Source organism: Billgrantia zhangzhouensis, assembly GCF_021404465.1.
In the GTDB taxonomy this organism is placed as follows: Bacteria; Pseudomonadota; Gammaproteobacteria; order Pseudomonadales; family Halomonadaceae; genus Halomonas; species Halomonas zhangzhouensis.
The window spans coordinates 15,569-40,804 of the sequence record NZ_JABFTT010000006.1 but is presented as its reverse complement, the minus strand read 5'-3'; the positions used below and the strand labels follow the sequence as shown (position 1 = coordinate 40,804).

General features: G+C 65.2%; 32 protein-coding genes. 24 read left to right on the top strand and 8 right to left on the bottom strand.

What is annotated here, in order from left to right; all coding sequences use genetic code 11:
• Positions 1–27: 27 nt before the first annotated feature.
• The 6 genes from HOP51_RS09070 (at position 28) to HOP51_RS09045 (ending at position 4,501) form a co-directional block, all read left to right on the top strand.
• On the top strand, positions 28–375 hold the full coding sequence (locus HOP51_RS09070; RefSeq protein ID WP_234273612.1) for a Na+/H+ antiporter subunit C: 348 nt from the start codon (positions 28–30) through the stop codon (positions 373–375).
• The gene (locus HOP51_RS09065) at positions 372–1,946 is read left to right on the top strand and encodes a Na+/H+ antiporter subunit D (RefSeq protein WP_234273611.1); all 1,575 of its coding nucleotides are present in this window, start codon (positions 372–374) and stop codon (positions 1,944–1,946) included. Before HOP51_RS09070 ends, HOP51_RS09065 begins: the two co-directional genes overlap by 4 nt.
• Positions 1,943–2,416, top strand: a complete 474-nt coding sequence (locus HOP51_RS09060) for a Na+/H+ antiporter subunit E (protein WP_234273610.1) — start codon at positions 1,943–1,945, stop codon at positions 2,414–2,416. Before HOP51_RS09065 ends, HOP51_RS09060 begins: the two co-directional genes overlap by 4 nt.
• Positions 2,417–2,443: 27 nt before the next feature.
• Positions 2,444–2,713, top strand: a complete 270-nt coding sequence (locus tag HOP51_RS09055) for a monovalent cation/H+ antiporter complex subunit F (protein WP_234273609.1) — start codon at positions 2,444–2,446, stop codon at positions 2,711–2,713.
• Positions 2,706–3,110 carry a monovalent cation/H(+) antiporter subunit G gene (mnhG, locus tag HOP51_RS09050; RefSeq protein ID WP_234273608.1) on the top strand — a complete coding sequence of 135 codons (405 nt, stop codon included), beginning with the start codon at positions 2,706–2,708 and terminating at the stop codon, positions 3,108–3,110. The genes HOP51_RS09055 and mnhG overlap by 8 nt, the downstream gene beginning before the upstream one ends.
• Positions 3,111–3,229: 119 nt before the next feature.
• Complete coding sequence (locus tag HOP51_RS09045) at positions 3,230–4,501, top strand: lytic murein transglycosylase (protein WP_234273607.1); 1,272 nt, start codon at positions 3,230–3,232, stop codon at positions 4,499–4,501.
• Between the two features lie 30 nt (positions 4,502–4,531).
• On the opposite strand, the gene HOP51_RS09040 is transcribed toward HOP51_RS09045, so the two are convergent.
• Entirely contained in the window at positions 4,532–5,173 is a 642-nt protein-coding gene (locus HOP51_RS09040) for a hypothetical protein (RefSeq protein ID WP_234273606.1), read from the bottom strand.
• Between the two features lie 137 nt (positions 5,174–5,310).
• On the opposite strand from HOP51_RS09040, the gene rloA3 reads away from it, so the two are divergent.
• Positions 5,311–5,874 carry a retropepsin-like aspartic peptidase RloA3 gene (gene rloA3 / locus HOP51_RS09035; RefSeq protein ID WP_234273789.1) on the top strand — a complete coding sequence of 188 codons (564 nt, stop codon included), beginning with the start codon at positions 5,311–5,313 and terminating at the stop codon, positions 5,872–5,874.
• Between the two features lie 18 nt (positions 5,875–5,892).
• On the opposite strand, the gene HOP51_RS09030 is transcribed toward rloA3, so the two are convergent.
• Positions 5,893–6,606, bottom strand: coding sequence for a 16S rRNA (uracil(1498)-N(3))-methyltransferase (locus tag HOP51_RS09030; protein WP_234273605.1), 714 nt, complete (start codon positions 6,604–6,606; stop codon positions 5,893–5,895).
• Between the two features lie 93 nt (positions 6,607–6,699).
• On the opposite strand from HOP51_RS09030, the gene phaR reads away from it, so the two are divergent.
• The 7 genes from phaR (at position 6,700) to HOP51_RS08995 (ending at position 11,771) form a co-directional block, all read left to right on the top strand.
• Entirely contained in the window at positions 6,700–7,176 is a 477-nt protein-coding gene (phaR, locus tag HOP51_RS09025; protein WP_234273604.1) for a polyhydroxyalkanoate synthesis repressor PhaR, read from the top strand.
• A 112-nt stretch (positions 7,177–7,288) separates the two neighbouring features.
• The gene (purD, locus tag HOP51_RS09020; RefSeq protein WP_234273603.1) at positions 7,289–8,584 is read left to right on the top strand and encodes a phosphoribosylamine--glycine ligase; all 1,296 of its coding nucleotides are present in this window, start codon (positions 7,289–7,291) and stop codon (positions 8,582–8,584) included.
• Between the two features lie 41 nt (positions 8,585–8,625).
• Entirely contained in the window at positions 8,626–9,066 is a 441-nt protein-coding gene (locus HOP51_RS09015; RefSeq protein ID WP_234273602.1) for an acyl-CoA thioesterase, read from the top strand.
• Positions 9,066–9,938, top strand: a complete 873-nt coding sequence (locus HOP51_RS09010; protein ID WP_234273601.1) for a phosphoribulokinase — start codon at positions 9,066–9,068, stop codon at positions 9,936–9,938. Before HOP51_RS09015 ends, HOP51_RS09010 begins: the two co-directional genes overlap by 1 nt.
• A gap of 73 nt (positions 9,939–10,011) precedes the next feature.
• Positions 10,012–10,356: a histidine triad nucleotide-binding protein gene (locus HOP51_RS09005; RefSeq protein WP_234273600.1), complete on the top strand. Its 345-nt coding sequence runs from the start codon at positions 10,012–10,014 to the stop codon at positions 10,354–10,356.
• A 154-nt stretch (positions 10,357–10,510) separates the two neighbouring features.
• Positions 10,511–11,155 (top strand): 2-polyprenyl-3-methyl-6-methoxy-1,4-benzoquinone monooxygenase, encoded by a 645-nt coding sequence (gene coq7 / locus HOP51_RS09000; protein ID WP_234273788.1) that lies wholly within the window; start codon positions 10,511–10,513, stop codon positions 11,153–11,155.
• A gap of 10 nt (positions 11,156–11,165) precedes the next feature.
• On the top strand, positions 11,166–11,771 hold the full coding sequence (locus HOP51_RS08995; protein ID WP_234273599.1) for a DNA-3-methyladenine glycosylase family protein: 606 nt from the start codon (positions 11,166–11,168) through the stop codon (positions 11,769–11,771).
• 6 nt (positions 11,772–11,777) lie between these two features.
• Here the strand turns inward: HOP51_RS08995 and HOP51_RS08990 are convergent, their stop codons facing one another.
• From HOP51_RS08990 to HOP51_RS08980, 3 genes are all read right to left on the bottom strand, one after another.
• Positions 11,778–12,197, bottom strand: coding sequence for an OsmC family protein (locus tag HOP51_RS08990; RefSeq protein WP_234273598.1), 420 nt, complete (start codon positions 12,195–12,197; stop codon positions 11,778–11,780).
• Positions 12,198–12,271: 74 nt separating this feature from the next.
• Positions 12,272–12,943 (bottom strand): N-acetylmuramate alpha-1-phosphate uridylyltransferase MurU, encoded by a 672-nt coding sequence (gene murU, locus HOP51_RS08985; protein ID WP_234273597.1) that lies wholly within the window; start codon positions 12,941–12,943, stop codon positions 12,272–12,274.
• Complete coding sequence (locus tag HOP51_RS08980; protein ID WP_234273596.1) at positions 12,940–13,983, bottom strand: aminoglycoside phosphotransferase family protein; 1,044 nt, start codon at positions 13,981–13,983, stop codon at positions 12,940–12,942. Before HOP51_RS08980 ends, murU begins: the two co-directional genes overlap by 4 nt.
• A gap of 138 nt (positions 13,984–14,121) precedes the next feature.
• On the opposite strand from HOP51_RS08980, the gene HOP51_RS08975 reads away from it, so the two are divergent.
• The 8 genes from HOP51_RS08975 (at position 14,122) to HOP51_RS08940 (ending at position 21,975) form a co-directional block, all read left to right on the top strand.
• Positions 14,122–16,572 carry an LPS-assembly protein LptD gene (locus tag HOP51_RS08975; RefSeq protein ID WP_234273595.1) on the top strand — a complete coding sequence of 817 codons (2,451 nt, stop codon included), beginning with the start codon at positions 14,122–14,124 and terminating at the stop codon, positions 16,570–16,572.
• A gap of 51 nt (positions 16,573–16,623) precedes the next feature.
• Positions 16,624–17,277, top strand: a complete 654-nt coding sequence (locus tag HOP51_RS08970; protein ID WP_234273594.1) for a SurA N-terminal domain-containing protein — start codon at positions 16,624–16,626, stop codon at positions 17,275–17,277.
• 5 nt (positions 17,278–17,282) lie between these two features.
• Positions 17,283–18,332, top strand: coding sequence for a 4-hydroxythreonine-4-phosphate dehydrogenase PdxA (gene pdxA / locus HOP51_RS08965; protein WP_234273593.1), 1,050 nt, complete (start codon positions 17,283–17,285; stop codon positions 18,330–18,332).
• A gap of 27 nt (positions 18,333–18,359) precedes the next feature.
• Entirely contained in the window at positions 18,360–19,172 is an 813-nt protein-coding gene (gene rsmA / locus HOP51_RS08960; RefSeq protein ID WP_234273592.1) for a 16S rRNA (adenine(1518)-N(6)/adenine(1519)-N(6))-dimethyltransferase RsmA, read from the top strand.
• Positions 19,169–19,567 (top strand): Co2+/Mg2+ efflux protein ApaG, encoded by a 399-nt coding sequence (gene apaG, locus HOP51_RS08955; RefSeq protein WP_234273591.1) that lies wholly within the window; start codon positions 19,169–19,171, stop codon positions 19,565–19,567. Before rsmA ends, apaG begins: the two co-directional genes overlap by 4 nt.
• A gap of 85 nt (positions 19,568–19,652) precedes the next feature.
• On the top strand, positions 19,653–20,480 hold the full coding sequence (locus tag HOP51_RS08950) for a symmetrical bis(5'-nucleosyl)-tetraphosphatase (protein ID WP_234273590.1): 828 nt from the start codon (positions 19,653–19,655) through the stop codon (positions 20,478–20,480).
• A gap of 23 nt (positions 20,481–20,503) precedes the next feature.
• The gene (gene glpE, locus HOP51_RS08945; protein WP_234273589.1) at positions 20,504–20,842 is read left to right on the top strand and encodes a thiosulfate sulfurtransferase GlpE; all 339 of its coding nucleotides are present in this window, start codon (positions 20,504–20,506) and stop codon (positions 20,840–20,842) included.
• Entirely contained in the window at positions 20,839–21,975 is a 1,137-nt protein-coding gene (locus HOP51_RS08940) for a polynucleotide adenylyltransferase (protein ID WP_234273588.1), read from the top strand. The genes glpE and HOP51_RS08940 overlap by 4 nt, the downstream gene beginning before the upstream one ends.
• A 13-nt stretch (positions 21,976–21,988) precedes the next feature.
• On the opposite strand, the gene folK is transcribed toward HOP51_RS08940, so the two are convergent.
• Together folK and folB are read right to left on the bottom strand one after the other, a co-directional pair.
• Positions 21,989–22,498: a 2-amino-4-hydroxy-6-hydroxymethyldihydropteridine diphosphokinase gene (folK, locus tag HOP51_RS08935; RefSeq protein WP_234273587.1), complete on the bottom strand. Its 510-nt coding sequence runs from the start codon at positions 22,496–22,498 to the stop codon at positions 21,989–21,991.
• A complete protein-coding gene (gene folB, locus HOP51_RS08930; RefSeq protein WP_234273586.1) occupies positions 22,498–22,863 on the bottom strand; it encodes a dihydroneopterin aldolase in 366 nt (121 codons plus the stop codon). The genes folK and folB overlap by 1 nt, the downstream gene beginning before the upstream one ends.
• Positions 22,864–22,988: 125 nt before the next feature.
• Here folB and plsY point away from each other — a divergent pair, with 125 nt between their 5' ends.
• Positions 22,989–23,594, top strand: coding sequence for a glycerol-3-phosphate 1-O-acyltransferase PlsY (gene plsY / locus HOP51_RS08925; protein WP_234273585.1), 606 nt, complete (start codon positions 22,989–22,991; stop codon positions 23,592–23,594).
• Positions 23,595–23,622: 28 nt separating this feature from the next.
• On the opposite strand, the gene tsaD is transcribed toward plsY, so the two are convergent.
• Complete coding sequence (gene tsaD, locus HOP51_RS08920) at positions 23,623–24,654, bottom strand: tRNA (adenosine(37)-N6)-threonylcarbamoyltransferase complex transferase subunit TsaD (protein ID WP_234273584.1); 1,032 nt, start codon at positions 24,652–24,654, stop codon at positions 23,623–23,625.
• A 224-nt stretch (positions 24,655–24,878) separates the two neighbouring features.
• Here tsaD and rpsU point away from each other — a divergent pair, with 224 nt between their 5' ends.
• A complete protein-coding gene (gene rpsU, locus HOP51_RS08915; RefSeq protein ID WP_010629611.1) occupies positions 24,879–25,094 on the top strand; it encodes a 30S ribosomal protein S21 in 216 nt (71 codons plus the stop codon).
• Positions 25,095–25,236: the final 142 nt, after the last annotated feature.

Sequence of the window (25,236 nt, the reverse complement as noted above, 5' to 3'; positions counted from 1 at the left end):
ATCGTCGAACCGATCGGGAGAAACACTATGGAACCGGTAATGGCAGTGGCCATCGGTCTGCTCTATGCCGCAGCCATCTTCCTCATGCTGCGTCGCTCGATAGTCAAACTGGTGATCGGCCTGATGCTGCTTTCCAACGCTGCCAATCTGCTGATCTTTACCTCGGCCGGCATGACCCGCGGGGCTCCGCCGCTGATCCCTGAAGGGATGGCCGCGCCGTTGGGTCCGGTGGCCGACCCCTTGCCCCAGGCCGTGGTGCTGACTGCCATCGTGATCGCCTTCGGCGTGCTGGCGTTCGCTGTGGTGCTGATCCGACGGGCCTATGAGATCGTCAAGGCCGATGACCTGGACAAGATGAAGGAAACCGATACGTGAGGCCCGAGGTCGCTCTTCCCGTTCTGCTGCCGTTGCTGTCGGGGGCCGTGTCGCTGTTGTTCTGGCGTTCGCGTCCCATGCAGCGTTTCACCGCCGTGGCCGGCAATCTCGCTCTGCTCGGTTTGGCCGTGTGGCTGCTGGTCGCGGTGATCCAAGAGGGGTACGTGGTCATCCAGATGGGCGGCTGGCCGGCGCCCTACGGCATCACCCTGGTGGCCGACGTGCTCAGTGCGGTCATGGTGGTACTCACCGCCATCATCGGCTTGGCCTTGGCCATCTACTCGCTGGCCTCCACCGGGCCGGGGCATGAGCGTTTCGGCTTCTATCCGCTCATGCACCTGCTACTGGCCGGGGTGGTTGGCGCCTTTCTCACCGGCGACATCTTCAACCTCTACGTGTGGTTCGAGGTGATGCTCGTGGCCTCCTTCGCGCTGTTGATCCTCGGCGGCGAGAAGGCGCAGATGGAGGGGGCGATCAAGTACGTTACCCTCAACCTGCTGGCCTCGGTGATCTTCCTTTCTGCCGTAGGCCTGCTATACGGCATGGTAGGGACCCTCAACATGGCGGATGCCGCCCAGCGTCTGGCCATGGCCGAGCACCAGGGGATGGTCGAGGTGCTGGCGGTGATGTTCATGGTGGCCTTCGGCATCAAGGCAGCGGCGTTTCCGCTGTTCTTCTGGTTGCCGGCCTCCTATCACACGCCGCCGGTGGCGGTATCGGCGCTGTTCGCCGGCCTGCTGACCAAGGTCGGCGTCTACGCGCTGTTCCGTGTCTTCACTCTGCTGTTCGACCAGACGCTCGGCTACACCCAGGACCTGCTGCTGTGGGGCGCGGCCCTGACCATGGTCACCGGGGTGCTCGGGGCGGCGGCGCAGTTCGAGTTCCGCCGTATCCTGTCGTTCCATATCGTCAGCCAGATAGGCTACATGATCCTCGGCTTGGCACTTTATACGCCGCTGGCGATCGCCGGGGGGATCTTCGCTGTGATGCACAACATCGTGGTCAAGACCAACCTGTTCCTGATCAGCGGCATCACCCGGCGGCTGCAGGGCACCTACGAATTGAAGAAGATGGGCGGACTGTACCGCGAGCGGCCCTGGCTGGCGGTGGCATTCTTCCTCTCGGCCTTTTCGCTGGCCGGGGTGCCGCCCCTGTCGGGCTTCTTTGCCAAGTTCGTCATCGTGCGTGCCGGTATCGAAGCGGAAGCCTACGTGGTCACCGCCGTGGCCCTGCTGGTGGGCCTGATGACGCTGTACTCCATGGTCAAGATCTGGAACGAGGTGTTCTGGAAGACTCTGCCGGAGGACAACCTGGTGCCGGCGGAAGAGGTGGTGGTGGGCGACGACAGCCGCATGGTGCCTGCCAGCCTGTGGCTGATGTACATGCCGGTGGCGGTACTGGCGCTGTTCGCGCTGCTGATCGGGGTATTCGCTGAGCCGTTGATGACGTTGATGAACCGGGTCGGCGACCAGCTCATGAATCCGCAGGGTTACATCGAGGCGGTGCTGGGGCAGGCGGCTGGCGTCGAAGAGGCGCTGATCAATGCCGTGGATGAGGAGGAGCTGCCATGACCGGTGCGATCTGGAACCTGCTGCTGGCGCTGGCTTGGGTCATCCTGTCGGGGGATTTCTCCGGTCTCAACCTGGTGGTCGGGCTGGTCTTCGGCTACATCACGCTGGTGCTGATCGAACCTCAAGTCGATGCCCTGGCCGGCTACCCTGGCCGAGTGCCGCGGATACTGCGCTTCATCGGCTTCTTCATCAAGGAGTTGGTGCAGGCCAACCTGCGAGTCGGCTTCGATATCCTGACGCCACCCTGGCACATGCGGCCGGGTGTCATCGCCATGCCGTTGGCTGCACGCACGGAACTCGAGATCACCATGGTCGCCAACCTGATCTCGCTGACACCGGGTACCCTCAGCCTGGACGTCTCCGACGACCGCAAGGTGCTTTATATCCACGCCATGTTCCTCGACGACGAAGAGGAGCTGCGCCGCAACCTGAAGGAAATGGAATGTCGCGCACTGGAACTGTTCCGTTGAGTTTGGCAAGGCCGAATGGGGAATGATATGGCCACTGTGATTTTGCTCAGCCAGGTGCTGATGAGCCTCGCCCTGATTCTGGCTTTCGTCCGGGTCGTGAGGGGCCCCAGCCTTCCCGACCGGGTGGTGGCGCTGGAGCTGTTCGCCAGCATCGTAGTGGGGTTGGTGGGGGTGTACGCCATTCGTACCGACGTATCCAGCTTTCTCGACGCCGCCATCGTGATTGCATTGATGGGCTTTTTGGCGGCCATCGGCTTCGCCCGATTCCTGGAGCGTGGAGGGCCGCGAGATGATTGAGACCATCAAGGGTTTTCTGATCCTGACCGGGGCCGTCTTCATGTTGCTGGCGGCGCTGGGAATCCTGCGCCTTCCCGACCTGCTCACCCGCATGCATGCGACCACCAAGGCCGCTGCCCTGGGGGTCATCCTGATCATGCTCGCGGTTGCGATGCATTTCGGTGAGGTGGCCGTGGTGGCGCGTGCCTTCGCCATCATCGTCTTCGTGCTGATGACTGCGCCGGTGGCGGCCCACGTAATCGGCCGGGCAGGCTATTTCGTCGGCTCCAAGCTGTGGAGCGGTACGGTGAAGGATGAGCTGCGGCCCAACTACGATCCGTTGACCCACGAGCTCAAGAGCGGCCTGGAAACGGACACCAATGCCGTACACAAGCCTCGCGACAATGATCCCCAGTGATGCCTGCCCCGGCCTGGCCGGTCGGTTACACAAAGCGACGTTTTACGCGGCTCGGGGGCTGGCCTGGAGGCTGCTTCTGGGCCATTATCGGTGGCCTTCGATGTAAAGGAATACGTGCCATGACTCGCCCACTTTTCCCTGCTGTTCTGCTGCTGCTGCTGGCCGGCTGCCAATCCGGCCCCATCCAGGATGTCGTGGCCGACGACCGTCAGGAGGAGGCCGCTGCGAGTGAATCTGCGATACCCGAGCTGGCTCCCAGCGAGGTGGAAAGCCCACCTCAGGACTTCCAGGCCTGGCTGCACGATTTCCGCCGTCAGGCTCGCGCAGAGGGCATCAGCGAGGCGACGCTGGCACGCGCCCTGGATGGTGCGCGTTACCGGCCACGCGTCATAGAACTCGACCGCTCCCAGCCGGAGTTCGTGCGCCCCATCTGGCAGTATCTGGACAGCGCCGTATCGCAGGCTCGCGTCAGCCAAGGGCGGGCCAAACTCGACGAACACCGCGATACGGCCCAGCGCATGGAGCAGCGCTATGGCGTGCCGGCGGAGATCATCGTGGCGATCTGGGGCATCGAGAGTAATTACGGTGGCAACTTCGGCGATTTCTCCACCCTGGAGGCGCTGGCCACGCTGGCCTTCGATGGTCGCCGCCGCGACTTCGCCCGCGGTGAGCTGCTGGCCGCGCTGCGCATCATCGAGGCGGGCGATATCGCCCCGGAACGCATGGTTGGCTCCTGGGCCGGGGCCATGGGCCATACCCAGTTCATTCCGTCGAGTTTTGAAGCCTACGCCGTGGATGGCGACGGCGACGGCCGTCGTGACATCTGGAACAGCATTCCTGACGTGATGGCCTCGACCGCCAACTACCTTGCCCGGGCGGGCTGGCGGCAGGGAGAACCCTGGGGAATGGAGGTGCGCCTGCCGGATGGTTTCGACTATTCGCTGGCCGACGACAGCCGCCGCTCCGCCAGTGAGTGGGCGGAACTGGGGGTGAGGGCGGTGGGCGGCGGCGAGTTGCCGCCGCTGGCCGAGGCCGCCATCCTGGTGCCCGCCGGCGCCAGTGGGCCGGCCTTCCTGGTGGGGCGCAACTATCGCGCCATCCTGCGCTACAACAATGCCACCAGTTACGCCCTGGCGGTCGGTACGCTGGCCGACCGCATCGCCGGGCGGCCCGGTGTCCAGGCCGAATGGCCGCGCCACGAGCGGCCGCTGTCACGCAGCCAAGTGCGCGACATGCAGCAGGCGCTCAACGCACGTGGCTTCGATGTCGGCGCGCCGGATGGCATCATGGGGCCCAACACCCGGCGCGGCCTGCGTGAGTACCAGCGCAGCGCCGGACTCACGCCGGATGGCTTTCCCACCGAGAGCCTGCTGCAACGGCTGCGGCAGTGATGCCGGGAGCCTGCGGAGCGAGTGGTGCCGTTAGTCGCGCCGGTTCCAGCCTTCGAGCGCTTCGCTGATACGGCGTCCGGCGCGTTCTGCGCCCTCCTGGGTGCGTTCCCAGGCGCTCTCGGCACGCTCGCCCACCCGATCGGCGCCCTCCTGGGTGCGCTCCCAGGTCTCCGCGGATCGCTCACCGACCCGGTCGGCGCCCCTGCGGGTCCGCTGCCAGGCGCTTTCGGCGCCGTCTCCCGCTTCGTACCAAGCGTCGCGGGCGCGCTCCCGCGCCGTCTCCCACCACGCCTGGTCGTAGCGCGGCAGGTCGTCGAGCGTGGCGGCGTCGGCTTCGACGATGACCGTGTGGACGACCTCGTCATCTCGTTCGGCATGGACCAGGCGGTAGTGGGTGTTGCTCACCACCAGGCGCTCGCCGCTCCGCTCCAGGCCGTCGCCCACATCCACTACCAGGGCATGGACCCGGAGGTCGTCGCCGAACAGCAGGTCGACGACCTCGCCGGACGGTCCGTCCGGGGTGACCTCGAAGTGCACCTCGGCGCCGAGCAGGGCCTGGGTGGAATAGAGCCCCTGGGCGTCGAACGGTGGCACGTCGGCAGAGGCGGGAGCGCCCAGCAGCGCCGCGAGGGAGAGTGCGAGGGGGAGGCGGGGCAGAGAGTTCCGTGTCATCGTGCTGCTTTCCTTCTGCGGGGTGACAGCCATAGTGTAGCCGACACCAGAGCACGTCTCGTACGGACGGCTGTCACATCCCTGTGTTTTCATGCTTATCATTCGCCAGCGAAAGGAGAACTGCGTTCATGAGGGAGATGCGTTTCGGCCGCCGCCTGCTCGGCGCGCTCATGGGGACCTTGCTGACGGTGTGCGCCGTCCAGGCCGCCGAGGAGCAAACGGTGTACGGCTGGGTGGAGAAGGCGACGATCGAGCCGTGGGGTATCGAGGTGAAAGCCAAGCTCGATAGCGGCGCGCTCACCTCGTCGTTGGATGCCCGTGACATCGAGGTCTTCGACAAAGAGGGCGAGGAGTGGGTGCGCTTCCGTCTCGAATTGCTCGACGAAGCCACCGACGAGGTGTTCGAGGAGAGCCTGGAGCTGCCGATATACCGCGATATCCGCGTGCGTGGCGCGGGGGGCCGCGACGAGCGCCCAGTGGTGCTGATGAAGATCTGCATGGGCGATATCATCCACGAGGAGCAGTTCAGCCTGCGCGACCGTGAGGAGATGCTTTATCCGCTGCTGCTGGGGCGGCGCACCATCTCGCACCTGGGCCTGCTCGATGTGACCGAGACCTTCCTCGTCGCGCCGGAATGCGGGGAGGATGCCGAGGTGCGGCGCTACGAGTCGGAAGAGGACGAGGCCAGCGAGGAGCCCTAGGGGGATAGGGCGCGGCGCCTAGAAGAGCCGGGCCAGCAGCGCTGTCACCGCCGTTTCGACCCGCAGGATGCGCGGGCCGAGGTGGATGCCCTCGCAGCCGGCGGCGAGCAGGCGCTCCACCTCGTGGGGAATGAAGCCGCCCTCGGGGCCCACCAGCAGCACGCAGGGCTCGTCGATGCCGCGTGGGCAGGACCGGGGCATGCCGGGATGGGCCAGTAGCCCGCGTCGTTGGGTGAGCAGCTCCGGCAGCCGCCCATCGACGAAAGGGCGAAAACCCTTGGTCAGGTTCACCTCGGGCATCACCGTATCCCGTGCCTGCTCCAGTCCCAGTACCAGGTGGTGGTGGATCTTTTCCGGGGCAAGCTCCGGCGACTGCCAGTAGCTCTTCTCCACCCGCCGGGTATGCAGCAGCGTGATCTGTTTCACCCCCATGGCCGTTACGTGCTCGAGACTCCTGGCCAGCATCCGCGGGCGCGGTAGGGCGAGCACCAGGTGCACCGGCAACGGCGGTGGCGGAGGGGTGTCGAGCCCATCGAGGGTGAAGCGGGCCTCGTCGTCGGAGAGCAGCATGAGCTCACCGCGACCGATGCCGCCGCCCGCCACGCCCAGGGTCAGGACATCGCCGACCCGGGCGCGATGGACCTCCTTCAGATGGCGCAGGCGCCGTGGGTCGCGCAGACAGGCCAGGCGGTCGTGGTGGATCTCCTCGGGGGCAAGCAGGATCAGGTTCATCGGCTCTCGTTGGTCGCTTTGATTTGCAAGGGCGGTGGCGCGGTGCACAATAGCAGCCAAGGGCAGTTTGCCTTCCAAACAAGGAGTGCCATCGTGCGCGTGATTCGCAAGTATGCCAACCGTAGGCTCTATGATACTCAACAGAGTCGCTATGTGACGCTCGAAGATCTGCGGCGCCTGGTCCTCGACGAAGAGCCGTTCCGGGTCGAAGACGCCAAGAGCGGCGAGGACCTGACCCGCACCATCCTGCTGTCGATCATCATCGAGCAGGAGCAGGCCGACGGCGAGGCCGAGGTCTTTTCCAACGATCTGCTGGCCCAGTTCATCCGTGTCTATGACATGGCCCAGCCGCTGCCGCTGGCACGCTACCTGGAGCAGGGCACGCAATTGATGCTCGAACAGCAGAGGCGCATGCAGGATCAGTGGCAACAGGCCATGCGCCACTCGCCGATGGAGCTGATGCGCGAAATGGCCGAGGAGAACATGAAGTTCTGGCAGCAGGCCATCGGCCAGGCGCAACCCGGCAAGCCGCAGGGCAAGCCCGACAAGAACGGGGACAAGTCATCCTGAAGGCGGCGTGTTGTGCCGCTTTCTGCCATAATGCCGCGACGTCTTCCCAGCCGAACACCAGGCCCGGTCATCTCGCCGGGCCTGCGCAGCAAGAGACAGGAACAGCAAGCGGATGAAGGTTTTGATCATCGGCGGCGGTGGCCGCGAACACGCCCTGGCCTGGAAAGTTGGCCAGTCGCCCCGTGTCGAGCGGGTTTTCGTGGCCCCCGGCAATGCCGGCACGGCTCATGAGCCGTGCCTGACCAACGTCGCCATCGAGGCGAGTGAACTGGAACGCCTGGTCGAATTCGCCCGTGCCGAAGACGTTGCATTGACCATCGTCGGCCCCGAGGCGCCACTGGTCGAAGGGGTGGTGGACCGCTTCCGCGAAGCGGGGCTGGCCATCTTCGGCCCTACGCAGGGAGCTGCCCAGCTCGAGGGGTCGAAGTCCTTCACCAAGGACTTTCTTGCCCGCCACGCCATCCCCACCGCCGCGTATCGGACCTTTACCGAGGTCGGGCCGGCGCTGGCCTATCTCGCCGAGCAGGGCGCGCCGATCGTGATCAAGGCCGACGGACTGGCGGCGGGCAAGGGCGTGATCGTGGCCATGACCCTGGCCGAGGCCGAGGCGGCAGTGCGCGACATGCTCGAGGCCAATGCCTTTGGCGATGCCGGGGCACGGGTGGTGATCGAGGAGTTCCTCGAGGGCGAGGAGGCCAGTTTCATCGTCATGGTCGACGGTGCCACGATACTGCCGATGGCCACCAGCCAGGACCACAAGCGTGCACTGGATGGCGACGCCGGTCCCAACACGGGGGGCATGGGTGCCTACTCGCCGGCGCCGGTGGTGACCGAGAGCGTGCACGAGCGCATCATGGAGCGGATCATCGTCCCCACGGTGCGAGGCATGGCGGCCGAGGGGCATCCCTATACCGGGTTTCTCTACGCCGGCCTGATGATCGACGCCGAAGGCAACCCCAAGGTGATCGAATACAACTGCCGTTTCGGCGATCCCGAGACCCAGCCGATCATGCTGCGCTTGCAGTCCGACCTTGCCGAACTGTGTCAAGCGGGAGCGCGCGGTGATCTTGCCGGACATACCTGCGAGTGGGATCCGCGAGCCGCCGTGGGCGTGGTGCTGGCGGCGGGTGGCTATCCAGGCGGTTACCGCAAGGGTGACGAAATCGAAGGCCTCGAGGCTGCCGCAGCGACAGGCTGCAAAGTGTTCCATGCTGGTACCGCCGAGAACGAGCATGGGCGCATCGTGACCAGCGGCGGCCGGGTATTGTGCGTCACTGCGCTGGGCCTAGGAGTTTCCCAGGCCCGCGATCTGGCTTACCGGGGCGTGGCGGAGATTCGCTGGAACGAGGTGCAGTTCCGTCGCGACATCGCCTATCGTGCCATTGCCCGTGAGCGCCAGGCTGGCTGAATCGCAACGCACCTCCGATAACATAGAGACAGGGAGCGAGCATGGAGCGCATCAAGCTGGAATTTCCCGAGTCCGCTATCGTGCATCGGCAGCCGTTGTCAGTGCGCATCACCGACATGAACTATGGTCGGCACTTGGGGCACGACACATTGGTGTCGCTGCTCCACGAAGCGCGTATCCAGGCATTCGGCTCGCTTGGGCTGACCGAGTGGGACATGGGGGGATTTCCCAGCGTAGTGGTCGACCTTGCCATTCAATATCAGTCCGAAGCGCGCTGGCCGGATGCGCTGGTGGTGGAGACGGCGATACCCGGGTTCACGGGCAAGGCGATCGTAGTCTACCACCGGGTACGACATGCCGAGGACGGCCGGCCGGTGGCGACGGCTCGTCTCAACCTCGTCCTGGTCGATCCGTCACACGGGCGTAGCGTGGCCATACCCGACGCCGTGCGCCAAGCCTTTGTCGGAGTGGAGAGCGCCTGATGTCGCGCGAGTACCCCATCATCGCCGTGACCGGCTCCTCCGGGGCCGGCACCACCACGGTGAAGCGCACCTTCGAGCGCATGTTCGCCCGCGAGGACGTGCATGCGGCCTTCGTCGATGGCGACGCCTTCCACCGCTACACCCGCGATGAACTGGCGCGCATCTTTCGCGAGGAGCCGGAGCGCAAGCACCAGCTCTCGCATTTCGCCGTGGAGGCCAACCTGCTCGGTCGCCTGGAGGCGCTGTTCCAGGAGTATGGCGAGCATGGCACCGGTACCTTCCGCCACTATATCCACGCCGAAGACAAGCAGATGATCGAGGCCGGCTATCGGGTCGGCACCTTCACCGAATGGCAGCCGCTGCCCTGCGGCACCGACCTGCTGTTCTACGAGGGCCTGCATGGCGGTCTGGTCACGGCGGAGCGCGATATCGCCCGCCACGTGGACCTGTTGGTGGGCGTGGCACCGACCATGAACCTGGAGTGGATCCAGAAGATCGACCGCGACACCAAGCTGCGCGGTTATTCCCAGGAGGCGGTGATCGACACCATCCTGGGCCGGATGAACGACTACGTGCGCTATATCCAGCCGCAGTTCTCGCGCACCCACATCAATTTCCAGCGTGTGCCCACGGTGGACACCTCCAACCCCTTCGAGGTGCAGGATATTCCCAACGACTCGGAGTCCTTCGTGGTGATCCGCTTCCGCGACCCCTCCACGGTGGACTTCCCGTGGTTGCTGGCGATGATTCAGGACGCCTTCATGAGTCGGCCGCACACCCTGGTGGTGCCGGGTGCGCGCATGTCGCTGGCCATCGAACTGATTCTGGCCCCTCTGGTGCGACATCTGCTGGCCCAGCGGCGCTTTCGTTGAGGCGTTGCGCCAACTCTCTCGCTCCCGATAACGAGACAAGAGCGGGACAAGAACGCGACAGGAGCTCGAGCCGATGCAAGATTGTCTCTTCTGCAAGATCGCCCAGCGCGAGATTCCCGCCGACATCGTCTACGAGGACGATCAGGTGCTGGCGTTCAACGACATCAATCCCCAGGCTCCCACTCATATCCTGGTCATCCCCAAGTCACACATCGCCACGCTCAACGACATCGAGGAGCGCGATCAGGCGTTGGTCGGTCGCCTGCCCTATGTCGCGGCACGGTTGGCCGGGGAGCGCGGCTTTGCCGCCGACGGCTACCGCGTAGTGATGAACTGCAATGACCAGGGCGGCCAGACGGTCTATCATATTCATATGCACCTGATGGGCGGTCGCCGCTTTACTTGGCCGGCTGGCTAGCTGGCGCTATGCGGAGCAGTCCGCGCGCGTCGAGGCGTGCGACGCATCAGGTGCACCTAACTTCATGGCGCCACCCCAATGGGTGGCGCTGCCGCGCTTGTCGGTGCCTTTCTGGCGGGCGCGATGCGAAGGCAGCGTACAGGAACCGAGTGAGATGAACCGCCAATACTCCCACGCCGATAATCTGATCCATCAGTTCGATACCGTGCTGCGCACCCTGGTGCCCCAGGCGGCGCGCGCCTCGCGCCCTTCACCGGCAACCGCGGAGGTGCAGGATGACGACATGAGCGCCGAAGAGCGCCGACACGCCGCAGGGTTGATGCGCGTCAACCACACCGGAGAGGTATGCGCCCAAGCGCTCTATCAGGGCCAGGGCTGTACCGCCAAGCTGCCCGAGGTACGCAGTCAGATGGAACACTCCGCCCAGGAGGAGATCGACCATCTGGCCTGGTGCGACGAGCGGTTGCAGGAGCTCGACAGTCACACCAGCTTGCTCAATCCGCTGTTTTACGCGGCCTCCTTCGGTCTAGGCGCGGTGGCGGGGGCAATTGGCGACCGGATCAGTCTGGGCTTCGTTGCCGCTACCGAGGAGCAGGTTGGAAGGCATCTGGATGAGCACATGGTCAAGCTGCCTGCGGGCGATCATCGCTCCCGCGCCGTGCTGCGTCAGATGGCCATCGACGAGGCGCATCATGCCCAGTTGGCCCTGGAGGCAGGCGGCGCGCGCTTCCCGGCACCGGTCAAGTTCGGCATGTCGCTGATGTCGAAGGTCATGACCAAGAGCGTCTATCGGATCTGAGTGGCGGGGCATGTCCGAGGAGATCCATCTGCGTTTCGTCGAGGTCGCTCGTGAGCTGAGCCCCGGTCTTGCCGATGCCTTCGAGCGCGGAGGGCCGATAACGCTCCAGGCCGACGACAGCCGACCGCTGGCCGAGCGCCTGTGTCGGTCGATCGCGGGGCAGCAACTGTCGGTCAAGGCGGCACGCTCGATCTGGACACGGGTCGTCGATACGGCTGGCGAGACGCCGCTGATGGAGTTTTTCGTCGAGCCGAACCAAGAGGCGCTGCGTGGCTGCGGTCTGTCGGGGGCCAAGTCGCGGGCGCTGTGCCTGATTGCCGAAGAGGCCCGGGCCGGGCGGCTCGAAGCCGACGAACTGCGACGGTTGGATCATGCCCAGCGCTCGCAGCGGCTGACCGCGCTATGGGGCGTGGGTCAGTGGACCGCCGACATGATCTCCATCTTCTACTTCGGTGAGCCGGATGTCTGGCCGGAAGGCGACGTGGCGGCACGCAAGACCCTCGAGCTTCTCACCAGCCCCCGGCGCAAGACGCTGCGTACCGCAACGCGCTTCGCCCCTCATCGCTCATATCTGGCGCTCTACCTGTGGCGGCATGTCGATGCACCGCCCGTCTAGGGCAGGTCAGTCGTCGACGATGCTGTAGGAGTGCGTGACTTCGACGCCGCCCTTGGCCAGCATGATCGAGGCGCTGCAGTACTTCTCTGCGGAGAGTTCCACTGCGCGCTTGACCTGATTTTCCTTGAGATTGTGCCCGCTGACAGTGAAGTGTACGTGGATCTTGGTGAAGACGGCGGGCACCGTGTCGGCACGCTCGGCCTCGATGCTGGCCACGCAATCGGTCACGCCAGCGCGGGCTTTCTCGAGGATCTCCAATACGTCGAAAGAGGTGCAGGCGCCCATGCCCATCAACAGCATCTCCATGGGGCGCGGGCCGGTATTGCGGCCGCCATGGTCGGGCGGGCCGTCGATCACTACGCTGTGGCCACTTCCCGATTCGGCGACGAACTGGCGACCATCAGTCCACTTGACGCTGGCTTTCATGAGCAAGGCTTCCTTATCGGTACGTTTTATCGGTTCATGTGGGTCGAACAGCTTACCATCCTGCGGCGCCTGACTCAGCCCTGGCGTCGGCGCTGTGCCCTGTCCAGCTCGGCCAGCCGCTCGGGCGTGCCGACGTCGACCCAGCCTCCGCGGTAATGCGTCCCGCCGACACGTCCGGCGGTCATCGCTTCGCGCAACAGCGGGGCCAGGGGAAACTCCCCGAGCGGTTGGTCGGCGACCAGGGCCGGGTCGATCAGGCTGAGTCCGGCGAAGGTCAGGCGAGGCATGCCCATCGCCTGTACCCGGCCCGTGGTGGAGAGATGAAAATCCCCCTCGGGGTGATGGTTGGGATTATCGACCAGCACCAGGTGGGCCAGGTCGCCACTCAGCGGCGGCAGGGTGCGGGGATCGAGTTCGCACCAGACATCGCCGTTGACCAGCATGAAAGGGGCTTCGCCCAGTAGCGGCAGCGCCTGGCGGATGCCGCCGCCGGTCTCCAGCGGGCTCGCCTCACGGCTCCAGGCGATGTCGACGCCATGGGCAGTGCCGTCACCCAGCGCCTCGATGATCTGTTCGGCGCGGTAGCTGACGTTGATCACCACCTCGCGGATACCGGACGCTGCCAGCCGCTCCAGGTGGTGCACGATCAGCGGCTTGCCCGCCACCGGCAGCAGCGGCTTGGGGCAGTGGTCGGTCAGCGGCCGCATGCGCTTGCCGAGGCCGGCGGCTAGGATCATGGCCTTCATGTCGTCTCCGGATCGGCGCGGTTTGCCAGGCGGTGCTCCAGGGCGGGGCGAAAGGTGGCGGTGAGCCAGTCGCTGAAGGCGGCATGCTCGGGCAGTGTCACGAGGCTTGCTTCGAGATGGGCGAGGAAATGCGGCAGGCGTTCGAGATAGCCTCTGCGGCCGTCGCGCAGGGTCAGGCGGCAGAAGATGCCGAGTACCTTGAGGGCGCGCTGTGCGGCCATGGCCTGGACCTGGCGATGAAACGTCGTGCTATCGGTCGCGCTGGCGAGGCGGCCCTCGGCGATTGCCCGCCGGCGAAAGCCCTCGACCCAACCGGCGAAGCGCTCGGCGGAAAAACGGCAATAGCGTCCGCGCAGCAGCGAGATCAGATCGTAGCTGATGGGGCCGGCCACGGCATCCTGAAAGTCGATCAGGAACAGGCGCTCGTCGTATACCATCAGGTTCATGGCATCATAATCCCGATGCACCGTAACCACCGGCTGGGCCAGGGCGGATTCGATCAGGGCCTCGCGCAACCCGGTCCAGCCGGGCGGCAGGGCAGTTTCGCCCAGCCACTGCGAGAGGCACCAGTCGGGAAACAGGTCGAGTTCGCGGCCAAGCAGGGCGGCATCGTAGGCCGGCAGGGTATCGGGAGCGGCGCGGTTCTGCAGTTCGTGGATCAGGTCCATGGCGCGTTCGTGCCAGTCCAAGGTGTCGACGTGCGCCTCATCGGCGAAGCGCTCCTGCAGTGGGGTATCGCCCAGGTCGTCCAGCTCGAGAAATCCGGCCTCCAGATCCACCGCGTGCAGGGCCGGTACCGGTAGCCCGCCGGCTCGCCAGCGACGAGCGATCTCGACGAATGGACGGCTGTCCTCCTGGGTGGGAGGAGCATCCATCAACATGCGTGAGCTGCCGTCGGGCAAGCGCAGGCGAAAGTAGCGGCGAAAGCTGGCATCGCCCGCGGCCAGGCGCAGGTCGAGCGTTGCGGTTGGCAGGTGGTGCCGGTTCGCCGCCCACTGGCGTAGGGCTTCGAATCGCGTCGCGGTATCGACCGAGGTCATGCTGGCTCCTTGTTGTGCCGGACGGTGCCGGTTGACGCCTGTGGGGCACCGCCGCATGCTGACTCGATCAGTCGCATACGACAGGCTGGGTGCGGTCTGTATAATACCGATTCTCTTCGCCAAGGACATTGAGGGACCATGGGCAAGCGACACGCAGGAACGGCATTGGCCGGGCTGATCACGTCAGGTCTGGCGCTTGGCGCGCCGCAGGCGATGGCGCTCGATCCATTGCCGGCCTGGCAGCTCGATTGGCATCCCTGGAGCGACGACCGGCCCGCCGAGGCACTTTGCCGCGGCACCTACATCATGCCGGCCTATCGGCTGCCCGCCACCGATGAGCCCGGTCAGGTTCGTTCCGAGTCCGATAGCGCCTATTACGGCGATGAGGGCGAAACCATTCTCGGTGGCGAAGTGATCCTGCGGCGTGGCGATACTCAGCTCGAGTCGCCGCGGGTGAATGTGCCTGCTGCGCGTGATCGAGCCCACGCCGAGGGGCCGCTGGCTCTGCGCGACCTCAACCTGCTGGTACGCGGCGAGGCCGGTGAAGTCTCATTGAATAGCGATGCCGCCAGCATCGACTCGGCCCACTTCGTGGTACATGACCAGCATCTGCGCGGCGATGCGATGCAGCTCGAACGGCTGGAGGATGGACGCTTCCGGCTCACCTCGGCGAGCTTCACCACCTGCGACCCGGGCAGCAACCTGTGGCAGTTGGTCACCGGCGACCTGGTACTGGATCGCGAGAGCGGTTTCGGCACTGCACGCCACGCCCGTCTCGAGATGGGCAATGTCCCGGTGTTCTACTGGCCCTGGGTACGCTTCCCCATCGACGATCGCCGTCACACCGGCTTCCTGTGGCCGGAGTTGGGATTCTCGGGTGGCGCCCTGGACTATGCCCAGCCGTTCTACTGGAACATCGCGCCCAATCACGATGCCACCATCGTGCCGCGCTGGATCAATGACCGCGGCCTGCTGCTTGGCGGCGAGTACCGCTACCTTTATCCCAGCGATGCCGGCCAGATCGAAGGGGCCTACATATCCAGCGACGGAGGGGGCTCCAACGAGAATCCCAACGATCCCTCGCGGCGCTACGAGGGTGAGGATCGCTGGTATCTCGACTACCGTCATAGCGGCCGCTTCGATGCGCGTACCCGCTACGACCTGCGCTACGGTGCCGCCAGCGACGGGCGCTATTTCGACGATTTCGGCAGTCCGTTCGGCGACGACCCCAACAACATGCAGCGCCTGGCCCGAATCAACTATCGTGGCGACCTGTGGAACCTCGATGCACGCGCTCAGGGTTTCCAGCGGCTGGACGACCCCCTGCAAGATCGCAAGAAGCCCTTCTATCGCTTGCCCAGCCTGACAGCCACGGCGCGCTGGTCGCAGCCGGGCGGGTGGTATCAGCAATGGCGCTCCAATTACACTTATTTTTGGCGAGATATTGATGAAGCTGGGCTGCCTCCCCGCGAGCGGTTTGATCGCGAGTCGGCCGTTGGCTCCCGACTGCACCTTTCTCCCACCACCGGTTGGCGTTTCGACGAAACCTGGGGTCATCTGGAGCCCCGTGTGGAGTGGCTATATACCGCCTACGATCTCGATTACGGTGAGCGCGTCACCGAGCGTGACACCTCCCTGCAGCGTGCGGTACCGGTGAGTTCCATCGATGGCGGCCTGGTATTCGAGCGCGAGCTGGAACTCGGCGGGCGTGAATATCGCCAGACGCTCGAGCCACGCTTCAACTACGCCTATGTGCCGGCACGGGACCAGAGCGAGTTTCCCGATTTCGACAGCGACGAGCGCGCTTTCTCCTGGAACCAGCTGTGGTCGCCCTATCGTTTCTCGGGCTCCGACCGCATCGGCGATCTCAATCGCCTCTCGCTGGGCGTCAGCAGCCGCTTCCTCGAGGATGCCAGCGGCCGTGAGCGCTTCACGCTCGGCCTGGGGCAGGCGATCTACTTCGACGACCGCAACATCGACATGGACGGCGATCCCGATACGCTGCCCCCGCCCGGGGCCGATGATGGTGAGCGGCTCTATCAGGCCATCCGCGATCGTTCGCCGCTGGTCACACGGCTCGACTGGCATATCGACGAACGCTGGAGCACACGCTACGAATGGCTCTACGACGACCATCGCAGCCGTACCGAGCGGAGCAGCTTGGGCGTGGCCTATCGCGATCCGCGTGGGCATGTATTGAACCTTGCCTATCGCTGGCAACTCGAAGGATTCGACCCTTCGGGGGAAGACGAGGACCGCCTGGGGTATGATCGCGAGGAGTACGAACTCTCCTTCGCCTACAAGATGAACCCAAGGATAGACCTCATCGGCCGCTTCCTGTACGACCACACCAACCGTCGCAGCCTGGAACAGCTGGCCGGTGTACAGTGGAACGACTGCTGTTATGGTCTGCAGGTGGTGTGGCGCGAGTGGGTCAACGACAATGACACCGCCAATACCATTGAGGACGATTTCAACGAGCGCGGCTTGTTCCTGCGCTTCGTCTTCAAGGGGCTGGGTGGCGTCGGCGGCGATGCCGGCGATTACTTCGAGCGGGCCATACCAGGCTACCGGGCCACTTCCTTCTGAGCAGTGGCTCGAGGGGCTCTACGAGTGAGACAGATGAGAGGAAAGAGAAACATGCGGATTTTGCCAATTGCCACCCTGGGCTTGGCCCTGTGCCTTGGTGCCGTACCGCTGACGGCCGTGGCCCAGGACTTCCAGCCGGTGCAGCGGCAGTCCCTAGACCGTATCGTGGCCGTAGTGAACCAGCAGGCCATCATGCAGAGCCAGCTCGAGGAACGCATGGAACAGGCGCGCAGCCAGCTTGCCGCCCAAGGGCAAGGATTGCCTCCCGAAGGGGTACTGCGCGAGCACATGCTGGAGCAGATCATCCTCGAAGAGATCCAGTTGCAGATGGCGGCGGATGCCGGCCTCAGCATCGACGATACCATGCTCAATCGGCAGATTCGCGAAATTGCCGAGAGGAACCGCATGACCCTCGACCAGTTTGCCGATGCGCTGGAGGCCGATGGCCTGAGCATGGCCGCCGTGCGTGAGGAGATTCGCCGCGAGATGCTGCTGCGTGAGCTGCAACAGCGTCAGGTTGGCGGTCGCATCAACGTCAGCAATCGCGAAGTGGAGCGTTTCATCGAGCAGCAGGGTGGTAACGTGAGCCTGGATCAGGCGCGCCAGATGGTCTTCCAGCGCAAGGCCAACGAGGCGCTCGACGCCTGGCTGCAGGAGATTCGAGCCGAGGCCTTCGTCGACAACCGGCTCGCCAACGGGCGTTGAACGTCGTGGCCGATGCCGTTCCCGTATTGGTCGTGACCACTGGCGAGCCTGCCGGTATCGGTCCCGAGTTGACCCTGCAACTGGCACTGGCCGAGCGTCTCCCGGGGCGGGTCGTGGCGGTGGGCGACCCGCACTTGCTCGAGGAACGAGCCGAGCGGCTTGGACTCGATGTCTCGTTGGTGGTGCTCGAGCCCGGTAAGCCGGTGCCGAAGGCGCGCTCCGGTGTGCTGCCGGTATGGCCGGTGGCGCTGCGCGCACCTAGCCGGCCGGGTGAGCTCGCCGTGGCCAATGCCGCCTACGTACTCGAGACGCTCGATGTGGCGGTCGAGGCATGTCGTACGCAGCAGGCCGCCGCCATGATCACCGCGCCGCTGCACAAGGGCGTGATCCTCGATGCCGGCCATGCCGGCTTCCGCGGCCATACCGAATACCTGCGCGATGCCTGCGGCGTCGACGAGGTGGTGATGATGCTGGCCACCGACAGTGCTTTGCATGCTGGGCAGCCCGGCTGGCGGGGCGGCACTGCGCTGCGCGTGGCCCTGGCCACCACGCATTTGCCACTGCGGGAAGTGGCCGATGCCATCACCGCGCCGAGCCTCGAACGTATCCTGCGCATCATGCAGGCGGATCTAAGGCGCTGGTTCGGCGTGGCGACACCGCGCATCGCCGTGTGCGGCCTCAATCCTCACGCGGGGGAGGGCGGCCACCTGGGGCGCGAGGAGATCGAGGTGATCGAACCCTGTCTCGAGCGGCTGCGTGGCGAAGGCTTTCTGCTTGACGGGCCGTTGCCAGCCGATACCCTGTTCACCCCGCGCCATCTCCGCGAGGCCGATGCCGTACTGGCGATGTATCATGACCAAGGGTTGCCGGTACTCAAGTACGCCGGCTTCGGCCGGGCGGCCAACATCACCCTGGGGCTGCCGTTCGTACGCACCTCGGTGGATCACGGTACGGCACTGGATCTGGCCGGCCGGGGCCTGGCCGATCCCGGCAGCCTGCGGGTCGCCGTGGCACTGGCCGCCGAGATGGCAGGTCGCGCCTCGGTCGCTTCCTGACGAACGAACAGACAAGGATTCTTTGCAATGGCATCGCGCCCGCCGGTCCATCGCGCTCGCAAGCGCTTCGGCCAGAATTTCCTGCGTGACCCCGGCATCATCTCGCGGATCGTACGCGCGATCGCACCGCGCCCCGGCGACCGGTTGGTGGAGATCGGCCCCGGCCAGGGGGCTCTGACCGAGCCGCTGATCGAGGCGGCCGGGGGACATCTCGAAGTGATCGAACTCGACCGGGACTTGATCCCGGGACTGCGCGTGCAGTTCTTCAACCACCCCGGCTTCGTCGTGCACGAGGGCGATGCGCTGAAGTTCGACTTCCGCGCGCTGCGTGGCGAAGGTGAGCCGCTGCGGGTGGTGGGCAACCTGCCCTACAACATCTCGACGCCGCTGATCGGCCACCTGCTCGAGGCGGGCGAGGCCATTGTCGACATGCACTTCATGCTGCAGAAGGAAGTGGTCGATCGTTTGGCCGCCGGGCCGGGTGGCCCCGATTGGGGGCGGCTGTCGGTGATGGCACAGTACCGCTGCCGTGTCGATGACCTGTTCACGGTGCCTCCCGAGGCATTCGTACCCCGTCCCAAAGTCGACTCGGCTATCGTGCGGCTGACACCCTACCGCGAGCTGCCGTGGCCGGCCAAGGACGAGGCGCTGCTGTTTCAGGTCGTGCGTCAGGCCTTCTCGCAGCGGCGCAAGACCCTACGCAACAACCTCAAGGGGTTGATCGATGGCGATGCACTGATGGCGCTCGGCATCGATCCCGCACGGCGTCCTCAGACTCTTGGCGTGGAGGAGTTCGTGCGTATTGCCAATCATCTCGTCGTAATGGAGGCGACGCCATGACCGAGGCTTCGAACATGCCGCTCGAGGAGGAGGTGCTCGTCGACGTGGAGCCTGCCTTTTGCGATGACGAATCCTCCCGCGAAGAGTCACGCTACGTATTCAGCTACACCGTGACGATCCATAACCACTCGAGTCGCAGCATACAGCTACTGGCTCGCCACTGGCGTATCACCCAAGGCAGCGGCAAGGTACAGGAGGTGCGTGGCAAAGGGGTGGTGGGTCAGCAGCCCCTGATCGGCCCGGGACAGACCTTCCGCTACACCAGTCGGGCCATCCTCGATGGCCCGGTGGGTGTGATGGAAGGCGCCTATACCTGCATTGATGCTGCCGCCCAGCGGCCCTTCGAAGTGGCCATTGCCCCCTTCCGCCTGGCCGGCCCCAACCAGGTACACTGATGGCAGCCGGGGATTCATCACCGAGCTAGCTCTGTGTCACGTCCATTCGCCAAAGCTATTCGCCAAAGCCACAAGGGAAGGTGCCATGACCGCCTACGCCATTGGAGACCTGCAGGGCTGCCATGCGGAATTCGTCGAACTGCTGGAGCGGATCGACTTCGATCCCGGTCGCGACCGCTTGTGGTTGGCTGGCGATCTGGTCAACCGCGGTCCCGAGTCGCTCGCCTGCCTGCGCGAGGTGCAGGGATTGGGCGATGCCGCGCTGGCCGTGCTTGGCAATCACGACCTGCACCTGTTGGCGGTGGCGCGGGGTGGGGCACGGCTCAATCGCAAGGATACGCTGGCCGACATTCTCGAAGCCCCCGATCGCGAGGCGCTGCTCGACTGGTTGCAATCGCGCCCGTTGCTGGTGCGCCAGACTTTTGTGGACCAGGGAGATACGGTAATGGCCCATGCGGGGCTGCTGCCGCAGTGGTCGGCGGAAGAGGCGCTCGGCTTGGCGCGTGAGGTCGAGATGCGGCTCACCAGCGAAAGCAGTGGGGCGTTTCTCGAGCAAATGTACGGCAACGAGCCCTCATGCTGGCAGGCCTCGCTCGATGGTATCGATCGCTTGCGTGCCATCGTCAACGTGCTGACACGCATGCGCTTCATCGATGCCGATGGCTGCCTGGACTTCAGTGCCAAGGAGGGAGTCGACAGCGCTCCTGCCGGCTTCGCGCCCTGGTTCCGTTATCCCCGTGGCGATGAGCTGCGCCTGGTATTTGGCCATTGGGCGGCGCTGGAGGGGTGTGTCGAAGGCGCCCGGGTACGCGCCGAGGCGTTGGATACCGGCTGCGTATGGGGCGGCAGCCTCACCGCACTGAACCTCACCACCGGCGAGCGCATCGGCGTACCCAGCCGACAGCGCCGTTGAACGATACGGTACGGGAGACCTCGATGGAGAACCCCGCATTTCGTCATCTGTCGATCGACACCCTGACGACCTGGCTTGATGCCGATCACCCGCTTACGATGGTCGACATTCGTGACTCGGCCAGCTTCGCTGCCGGTCACATTCCTGGTAGCAGTCACCTCGACAACGACAGCGTCGCCGCGCTGTTCGAGGCGACTCCTCGCGAGCGTCCCTTGGTGGTGGTCTGCTATCACGGCCATTCCAGCCAGCAGGCTGCGGCCTGGCTGGTGGGTCAAGGCTTCAATGAGGTCTACAGCCTCGATGGAGGCTTCACCGAATGGGAGCACCGTCTGCCTGGTCGAGTGGAGCGTGGCGTCCCATGAAGGGCACGCGGGACCGCTCGATCGAGGGGCTCGAGGTTTACCGCGTGGGCGGGGCAGTGCGTGATGCCCGGCTGGGCTGGCCCACGGCCGATACCGACTGGGTGGTAGTGGGAGCGACGCCAGCCGAGATGCAACGGCGTGGCTTCCGGCCCGTGGGCCGCGACTTTCCCGTCTTCCTACACCCTCTCACCCATGAGGAGTACGCCCTGGCGCGCACCGAACGCAAGTCCGGTCACGGCTATACCGGCTTCGAAGTGCATGCCAGTCCCGAGGTGACGCTGGAAGAGGATCTGGCCCGTCGCGACCTGACGATCAATGCCATGGCCGAGACGCCGGAGGGCAAACTGATCGATCCGTACGGAGGGCAGGCCGACTTGCACGCCAAGGTGTTGCGGCACGTCTCGTCGGCTTTCATCGAGGATCCGCTGCGGGTGCTGCGCACCGCTCGCTTCCTGGCACGCTATGCCCGGCTTGGTTTCGCCATTGCCGATGAAACCCTCGACTTGATGCGTCAGCTGGCCGAGAGCGGCGAGCTGGCGCACCTGGTGGCCGAGCGGATCTGGACCGAGACCGAGAAGGCGCTCGGCGAAGCCGAGCCAGCGGTCTACTTCCGTATGCTGCACGAATGCGGTGCGCTGTCGGTGCTGATGCCGGAACTCGCCGATGAGGCTGCAGAGCTCGAGCGGGCACTAACGCGGCTGGCGAACCTACCCGATGACCTGTCCGAGGAATCGTTGCTCCGCTGGCGCTGGGCACGGCTGGTGGAACATCTCACCGATGCCCGGTTCGAAGCGTTGGCCGAGCGCCTGCGTTTGCCGCGCGCATACCGCGATGCGGGGCGTCAGGCTGCGCTTACCCGGCGGCTGCGTCAACAGGCCACGCTCGATGCGAGCGCGGTAAAGACCTGGCTGGATGGCATCGATGCCTGGCGGCGCAGCGAACGGGTCGAGCCCCTGCTCGCGCTGATGACGGTGGATGACCCGACCCTGGCCCGGCGGATCGAGCGGGCCTGGCGGGCGGTCTCGCGGCTCGAGGCCAGAGAGCTCGTGGCGGAAGGCTTTCGCGGCGGCAGGCTCGGCGAGGAACTGGCCCGGCGTCGGCGATGCATTCTCGAGGAAGCGCTGGCGTGCTAGTGAGTGGCAGGGATCAGCGTGGTCGGTCGCCGTTCCACTCGAAGGCGATCGGCCACAGGCGCTGGCGTTTGTATTCGAACGCCGACCACAATTCGCCGTAGGTGCGCCCGTCGACGGGATGCGGTGTATCCGGCAGCAGCTCCGAGAGTGGCAGCAGGACGAAGGCGTGATGGAGAATCTCGTCGCGCGGCAGCCTGACTCCGTCGTGCTCGCCGATGAGGTCGCCCGCCGTCAACAGGTCGATGTCCAATGTCCTGGGGCTGAACTTGGGCGTGTCCTTGCGTCGGCCATGCTCACGTTCGATGCGCTTGCACCACGCCTGTAGCTCGCCCACCGTCCAGTCGCTGTCGAATACCGCTACCAGGTTATAGAAGTTGCGGCCGTCCTCGAAGCCTACCGGTTCGCTCTCGTAAATGCGGGAGACTCGCAGCCCATCGAACGTGGCGGCCAGGGCTTCCAGGCACGCCCGTACGTGATATTCACGTTCGATGTTGCTGCCGATGCTGACGCTGATCAGGGGCATCAGGTTCCCTCCGGCCGGGTGCCGCGTTCGATACGCACGCCCACTGCGGCGGCGGCGGGTACCGCGCCGGGCTTGCGTAGCGTCAGGCGTAGCCAGGGAACGGCAAACTCCTCCATCAGGAGTTGGGCGAGCCGCTCGGCAAAGGTTTCCACCAGGGCGAAGTCGTGCTCGTCGGCGAAACGTGCGATGCGCTGGCTGATGGCGGCATAATCGAGGGTCTTTGCCAGATCGTCGCCGGCTGCCGCCGGGCGGATATCGGTTCCCAGTTCCAGGTCGAGCGTCAGCCGCTGCTGAATGGTGCGCTCCCAGTCGTAAACGCCAATCACCGTCTCGAACTCGAGTGATTCGATGAGTATGCGGTCCATGCCGACGGCCCCACGGAAAAAAAGGAGGCCCGATTGTACGTGAGCGTTGGGGCAAAAGCACAGGTCTGCGGCGCTATCCTTGGGAAAGCTGGGCTGGCAGAATTCGTTGATAACTCCGGAGAGGCATGTTGGGGGGGGGGCAATTGGGCGAAGGGCTCTGGGCGCTGCTGGGCTTGATGCTGCTGGGGTATCTCAGCGGCTCCTGGCTGGGTGCGCTGTGGGTCTGCCGGTTGGCGGGTGTCGGCGATCCGCGCCAGCAAGGTTCCGGCAATCCCGGTTTCTCCAACGTGCTGCGGGTGCACGGCCGCTGGCTGGCCGCGGCAACCCTGCTGCTCGATGCAGCCAAGGGCATGCCGGCGCTGTGGCTCGCCATGATGCTGGGCATGCCGCCATGGGCTCAAGGGGTGGTGGGGCTGGCCGTGCTGCTGGGGCATAGCTTTCCACCCTGGCACCGCTTTCGAGGTGGCAAGGCGGTCGCCAGCGCCTTCGGGGTGCTGCTGGTGCTGACGCCAGGGGTGGCCTTGTGCTGTGCCGCGTTGTGGGCGCTATTGGCCTGGCGGGTGCGCACGGCCGCCGTGGCGTCGCTGGCCAGTGCCGGTGTGGCCCCGCTGGCCAGCCTGTGGCTGGCGCCGGACTACGTCCTGGTGATCGTGGCCTTCACTGCACTGGTGTTGGTACGGCACCTGCTCAACATCCGGCGCCTGGGCAGTGGCGACGAGCACGCTTTATAGCGAGCGATTTGATTGATGGAGTGGTCGATCAGGCGGGGGGCTCCAGGGTTTCCATCGGCCAGCGCGGCACGGCTCTCATCTGGCCGATCACGTCGCGCTCGCCGGCCAGCAGGCGCCGGGCGCCGGCCAGGGCGATCATCGCGCCGTTATCGGTGCAGAACCTTCCGCGTGGGTAGTAGACCTGAGCGCTGCGCTTTTCAGCTTCGTGGGCGAGGCGTTCGCGCAGTCGTGCATTGGCGCTCACGCCGCCGGCCATGACCAGGCGTTTCAGGCCGGTGTCGTCGAGTGCCCGGCGGCACTTGATCACCAGGGTGTCCACTACTGCCTCCTCGAAAGCGCGTGCCACGTCGGCTCGTGCCTGCTCGTCGAGCCGATCGTCCCTCTCGAGTTGCTTGAGAGTGGTGAGGGTATGCGTCTTGAGCCCGGAGAAGCTGAAGTCGAGCCCCGGGCGATCGGTCATGGGGCGGGGGAAGCGAAAGCGCTTCGGGTCGCCTGTTTCGGCCAGCCGGGCGACTTGAGGGCCGCCGGGATAGGCCAGGCCGAGCATCTTGGCAGTCTTGTCGAAGGCCTCGCCGGCGGCGTCGTCCACTGATTCGCCCAGCAGGCGGTAGCGGCCCTGGCCCTGAACCTCGACCAGCTGGGTGTGGCCGCCGGAGACCAGCAGGGCGACGAAGGGGAATTCGGGCGGCGAATGCTCGAGCATGGGAGCCATGAGATGGCCCTCCATGTGATGCACGCCGAGCACCGGGATGGCCAGGGCGCGTGCCATTCCGTGGGCGGTGCTGGCACCCACCATCAGCGCGCCGACCAGCCCCGGTCCGGCAGTATAGGCGATGGCGTCCAGCTCGCTGCGTGCCATGCCGGCTTCGTCGAGCACCTGTTGGATCAGCGGCAGCAGGCGCCGCGTATGATCGCGGGAGGCGAGTTCCGGCACCACGCCGCCAAATTCGGCATGCATGGCAACCTGGCTGTAGAGCGCATCGGCCAGCAGGCCGCGGTCGGTGTCGTAGATCGCGACGCCGGTTTCGTCGCAGGAGGTCTCGATGCCAAGGACTCGCATGGTGCAGACTCGTGATGAGTGAGAGCCGCATTCTAACAAATCGTGACGCTGCCAGCCCCACCCCGGTACGGGGGATTTGCAATGCTTGGCATCGCCGTCTAAACTATCGTGCGCTGTACAATTGGGTCGTGCACCCGAGCCTCTCATCGTTAGTGTAGCGGTGGGGCAAGTTCGAGGTGTACGTACGAACCGAACTCAAGATTTCTAAGGTAGGTGAGTGCTTAATGCCTTCTGTCAAAGTACGTGATAACGAGCCGTTTGACGTCGCGCTGCGCCGTTTCAAGCGTTCCTGTGAGAAAGCCGGCATCCTTTCCGAAGTGCGTCGTCGCGAGCACTACGAGAAGCCGACTGCAGAGCGCAAGCGCAAGGCGGCAGCTGCGGTGAAGCGTCACGCGAAGAAGCTCCAGCGTGAGCGCAAGCGCTTCGAACGGCTCTATTGATCCGTACTAAGGGAGCATCGATGCCCCGGGTGTCGAGGTTCCTGGAAGGATGACCAAGCGGCTGCCGTCAGGTGGCCGCTTGTCTTTCGCGACCGCTCCATTCCATTCCCTCATCTGCCCCGCCGGGAGGTGGCAAGACCCG

Bases quoted from the DNA above. Each gene is read 5' to 3' on its own strand.
- HOP51_RS09040 (WP_234273606.1), bottom strand. From the start codon at position 5,173: ATGACACGGAACTCTCTGCCCCGCCTCCCCCTCGCACTCTCCCTCGCG.
- rloA3 (WP_234273789.1), top strand. From the start codon at position 5,311: ATGCGTTTCGGCCGCCGCCTGCTCGGCGCGCTCATGGGGACCTTGCTG.
- HOP51_RS08995 (WP_234273599.1), top strand. From the start codon at position 11,166: ATGTCCGAGGAGATCCATCTGCGTTTCGTCGAGGTCGCTCGTGAGCTG.
- rsmA (WP_234273592.1), top strand. From the start codon at position 18,360: ATGGCATCGCGCCCGCCGGTCCATCGCGCTCGCAAGCGCTTCGGCCAG.
- folB (WP_234273586.1), bottom strand. From the start codon at position 22,863: ATGGACCGCATACTCATCGAATCACTCGAGTTCGAGACGGTGATTGGC.
- HOP51_RS09005 (WP_234273600.1), top strand. From the start codon at position 10,012: ATGCAAGATTGTCTCTTCTGCAAGATCGCCCAGCGCGAGATTCCCGCC.
- HOP51_RS08975 (WP_234273595.1), top strand. From the start codon at position 14,122: ATGGGCAAGCGACACGCAGGAACGGCATTGGCCGGGCTGATCACGTCA.
- plsY (WP_234273585.1), top strand. From the start codon at position 22,989: ATGTTGGGGGGGGGGCAATTGGGCGAAGGGCTCTGGGCGCTGCTGGGC.
- HOP51_RS08940 (WP_234273588.1), top strand. From the start codon at position 20,839: ATGAAGGGCACGCGGGACCGCTCGATCGAGGGGCTCGAGGTTTACCGC.
- coq7 (WP_234273788.1), top strand. From the start codon at position 10,511: ATGAACCGCCAATACTCCCACGCCGATAATCTGATCCATCAGTTCGAT.
- HOP51_RS09045 (WP_234273607.1), top strand. From the start codon at position 3,230: ATGACTCGCCCACTTTTCCCTGCTGTTCTGCTGCTGCTGCTGGCCGGC.
- apaG (WP_234273591.1), top strand. From the start codon at position 19,169: ATGACCGAGGCTTCGAACATGCCGCTCGAGGAGGAGGTGCTCGTCGAC.
- HOP51_RS08990 (WP_234273598.1), bottom strand. From the start codon at position 12,197: ATGAAAGCCAGCGTCAAGTGGACTGATGGTCGCCAGTTCGTCGCCGAA.
- HOP51_RS09055 (WP_234273609.1), top strand. From the start codon at position 2,444: ATGGCCACTGTGATTTTGCTCAGCCAGGTGCTGATGAGCCTCGCCCTG.
- mnhG (WP_234273608.1), top strand. From the start codon at position 2,706: ATGATTGAGACCATCAAGGGTTTTCTGATCCTGACCGGGGCCGTCTTC.
- murU (WP_234273597.1), bottom strand. From the start codon at position 12,943: ATGAAGGCCATGATCCTAGCCGCCGGCCTCGGCAAGCGCATGCGGCCG.
- HOP51_RS08950 (WP_234273590.1), top strand. From the start codon at position 19,653: ATGACCGCCTACGCCATTGGAGACCTGCAGGGCTGCCATGCGGAATTC.
- tsaD (WP_234273584.1), bottom strand. From the start codon at position 24,654: ATGCGAGTCCTTGGCATCGAGACCTCCTGCGACGAAACCGGCGTCGCG.
- purD (WP_234273603.1), top strand. From the start codon at position 7,289: ATGAAGGTTTTGATCATCGGCGGCGGTGGCCGCGAACACGCCCTGGCC.
- HOP51_RS08970 (WP_234273594.1), top strand. From the start codon at position 16,624: ATGCGGATTTTGCCAATTGCCACCCTGGGCTTGGCCCTGTGCCTTGGT.
- HOP51_RS09010 (WP_234273601.1), top strand. From the start codon at position 9,066: ATGTCGCGCGAGTACCCCATCATCGCCGTGACCGGCTCCTCCGGGGCC.
- HOP51_RS09070 (WP_234273612.1), top strand. From the start codon at position 28: ATGGAACCGGTAATGGCAGTGGCCATCGGTCTGCTCTATGCCGCAGCC.
- HOP51_RS09015 (WP_234273602.1), top strand. From the start codon at position 8,626: ATGGAGCGCATCAAGCTGGAATTTCCCGAGTCCGCTATCGTGCATCGG.
- HOP51_RS09060 (WP_234273610.1), top strand. From the start codon at position 1,943: ATGACCGGTGCGATCTGGAACCTGCTGCTGGCGCTGGCTTGGGTCATC.
- HOP51_RS08980 (WP_234273596.1), bottom strand. From the start codon at position 13,983: ATGACCTCGGTCGATACCGCGACGCGATTCGAAGCCCTACGCCAGTGG.
- glpE (WP_234273589.1), top strand. From the start codon at position 20,504: ATGGAGAACCCCGCATTTCGTCATCTGTCGATCGACACCCTGACGACC.
- folK (WP_234273587.1), bottom strand. From the start codon at position 22,498: ATGCCCCTGATCAGCGTCAGCATCGGCAGCAACATCGAACGTGAATAT.
- rpsU (WP_010629611.1), top strand. From the start codon at position 24,879: ATGCCTTCTGTCAAAGTACGTGATAACGAGCCGTTTGACGTCGCGCTG.
- HOP51_RS09030 (WP_234273605.1), bottom strand. From the start codon at position 6,606: ATGAACCTGATCCTGCTTGCCCCCGAGGAGATCCACCACGACCGCCTG.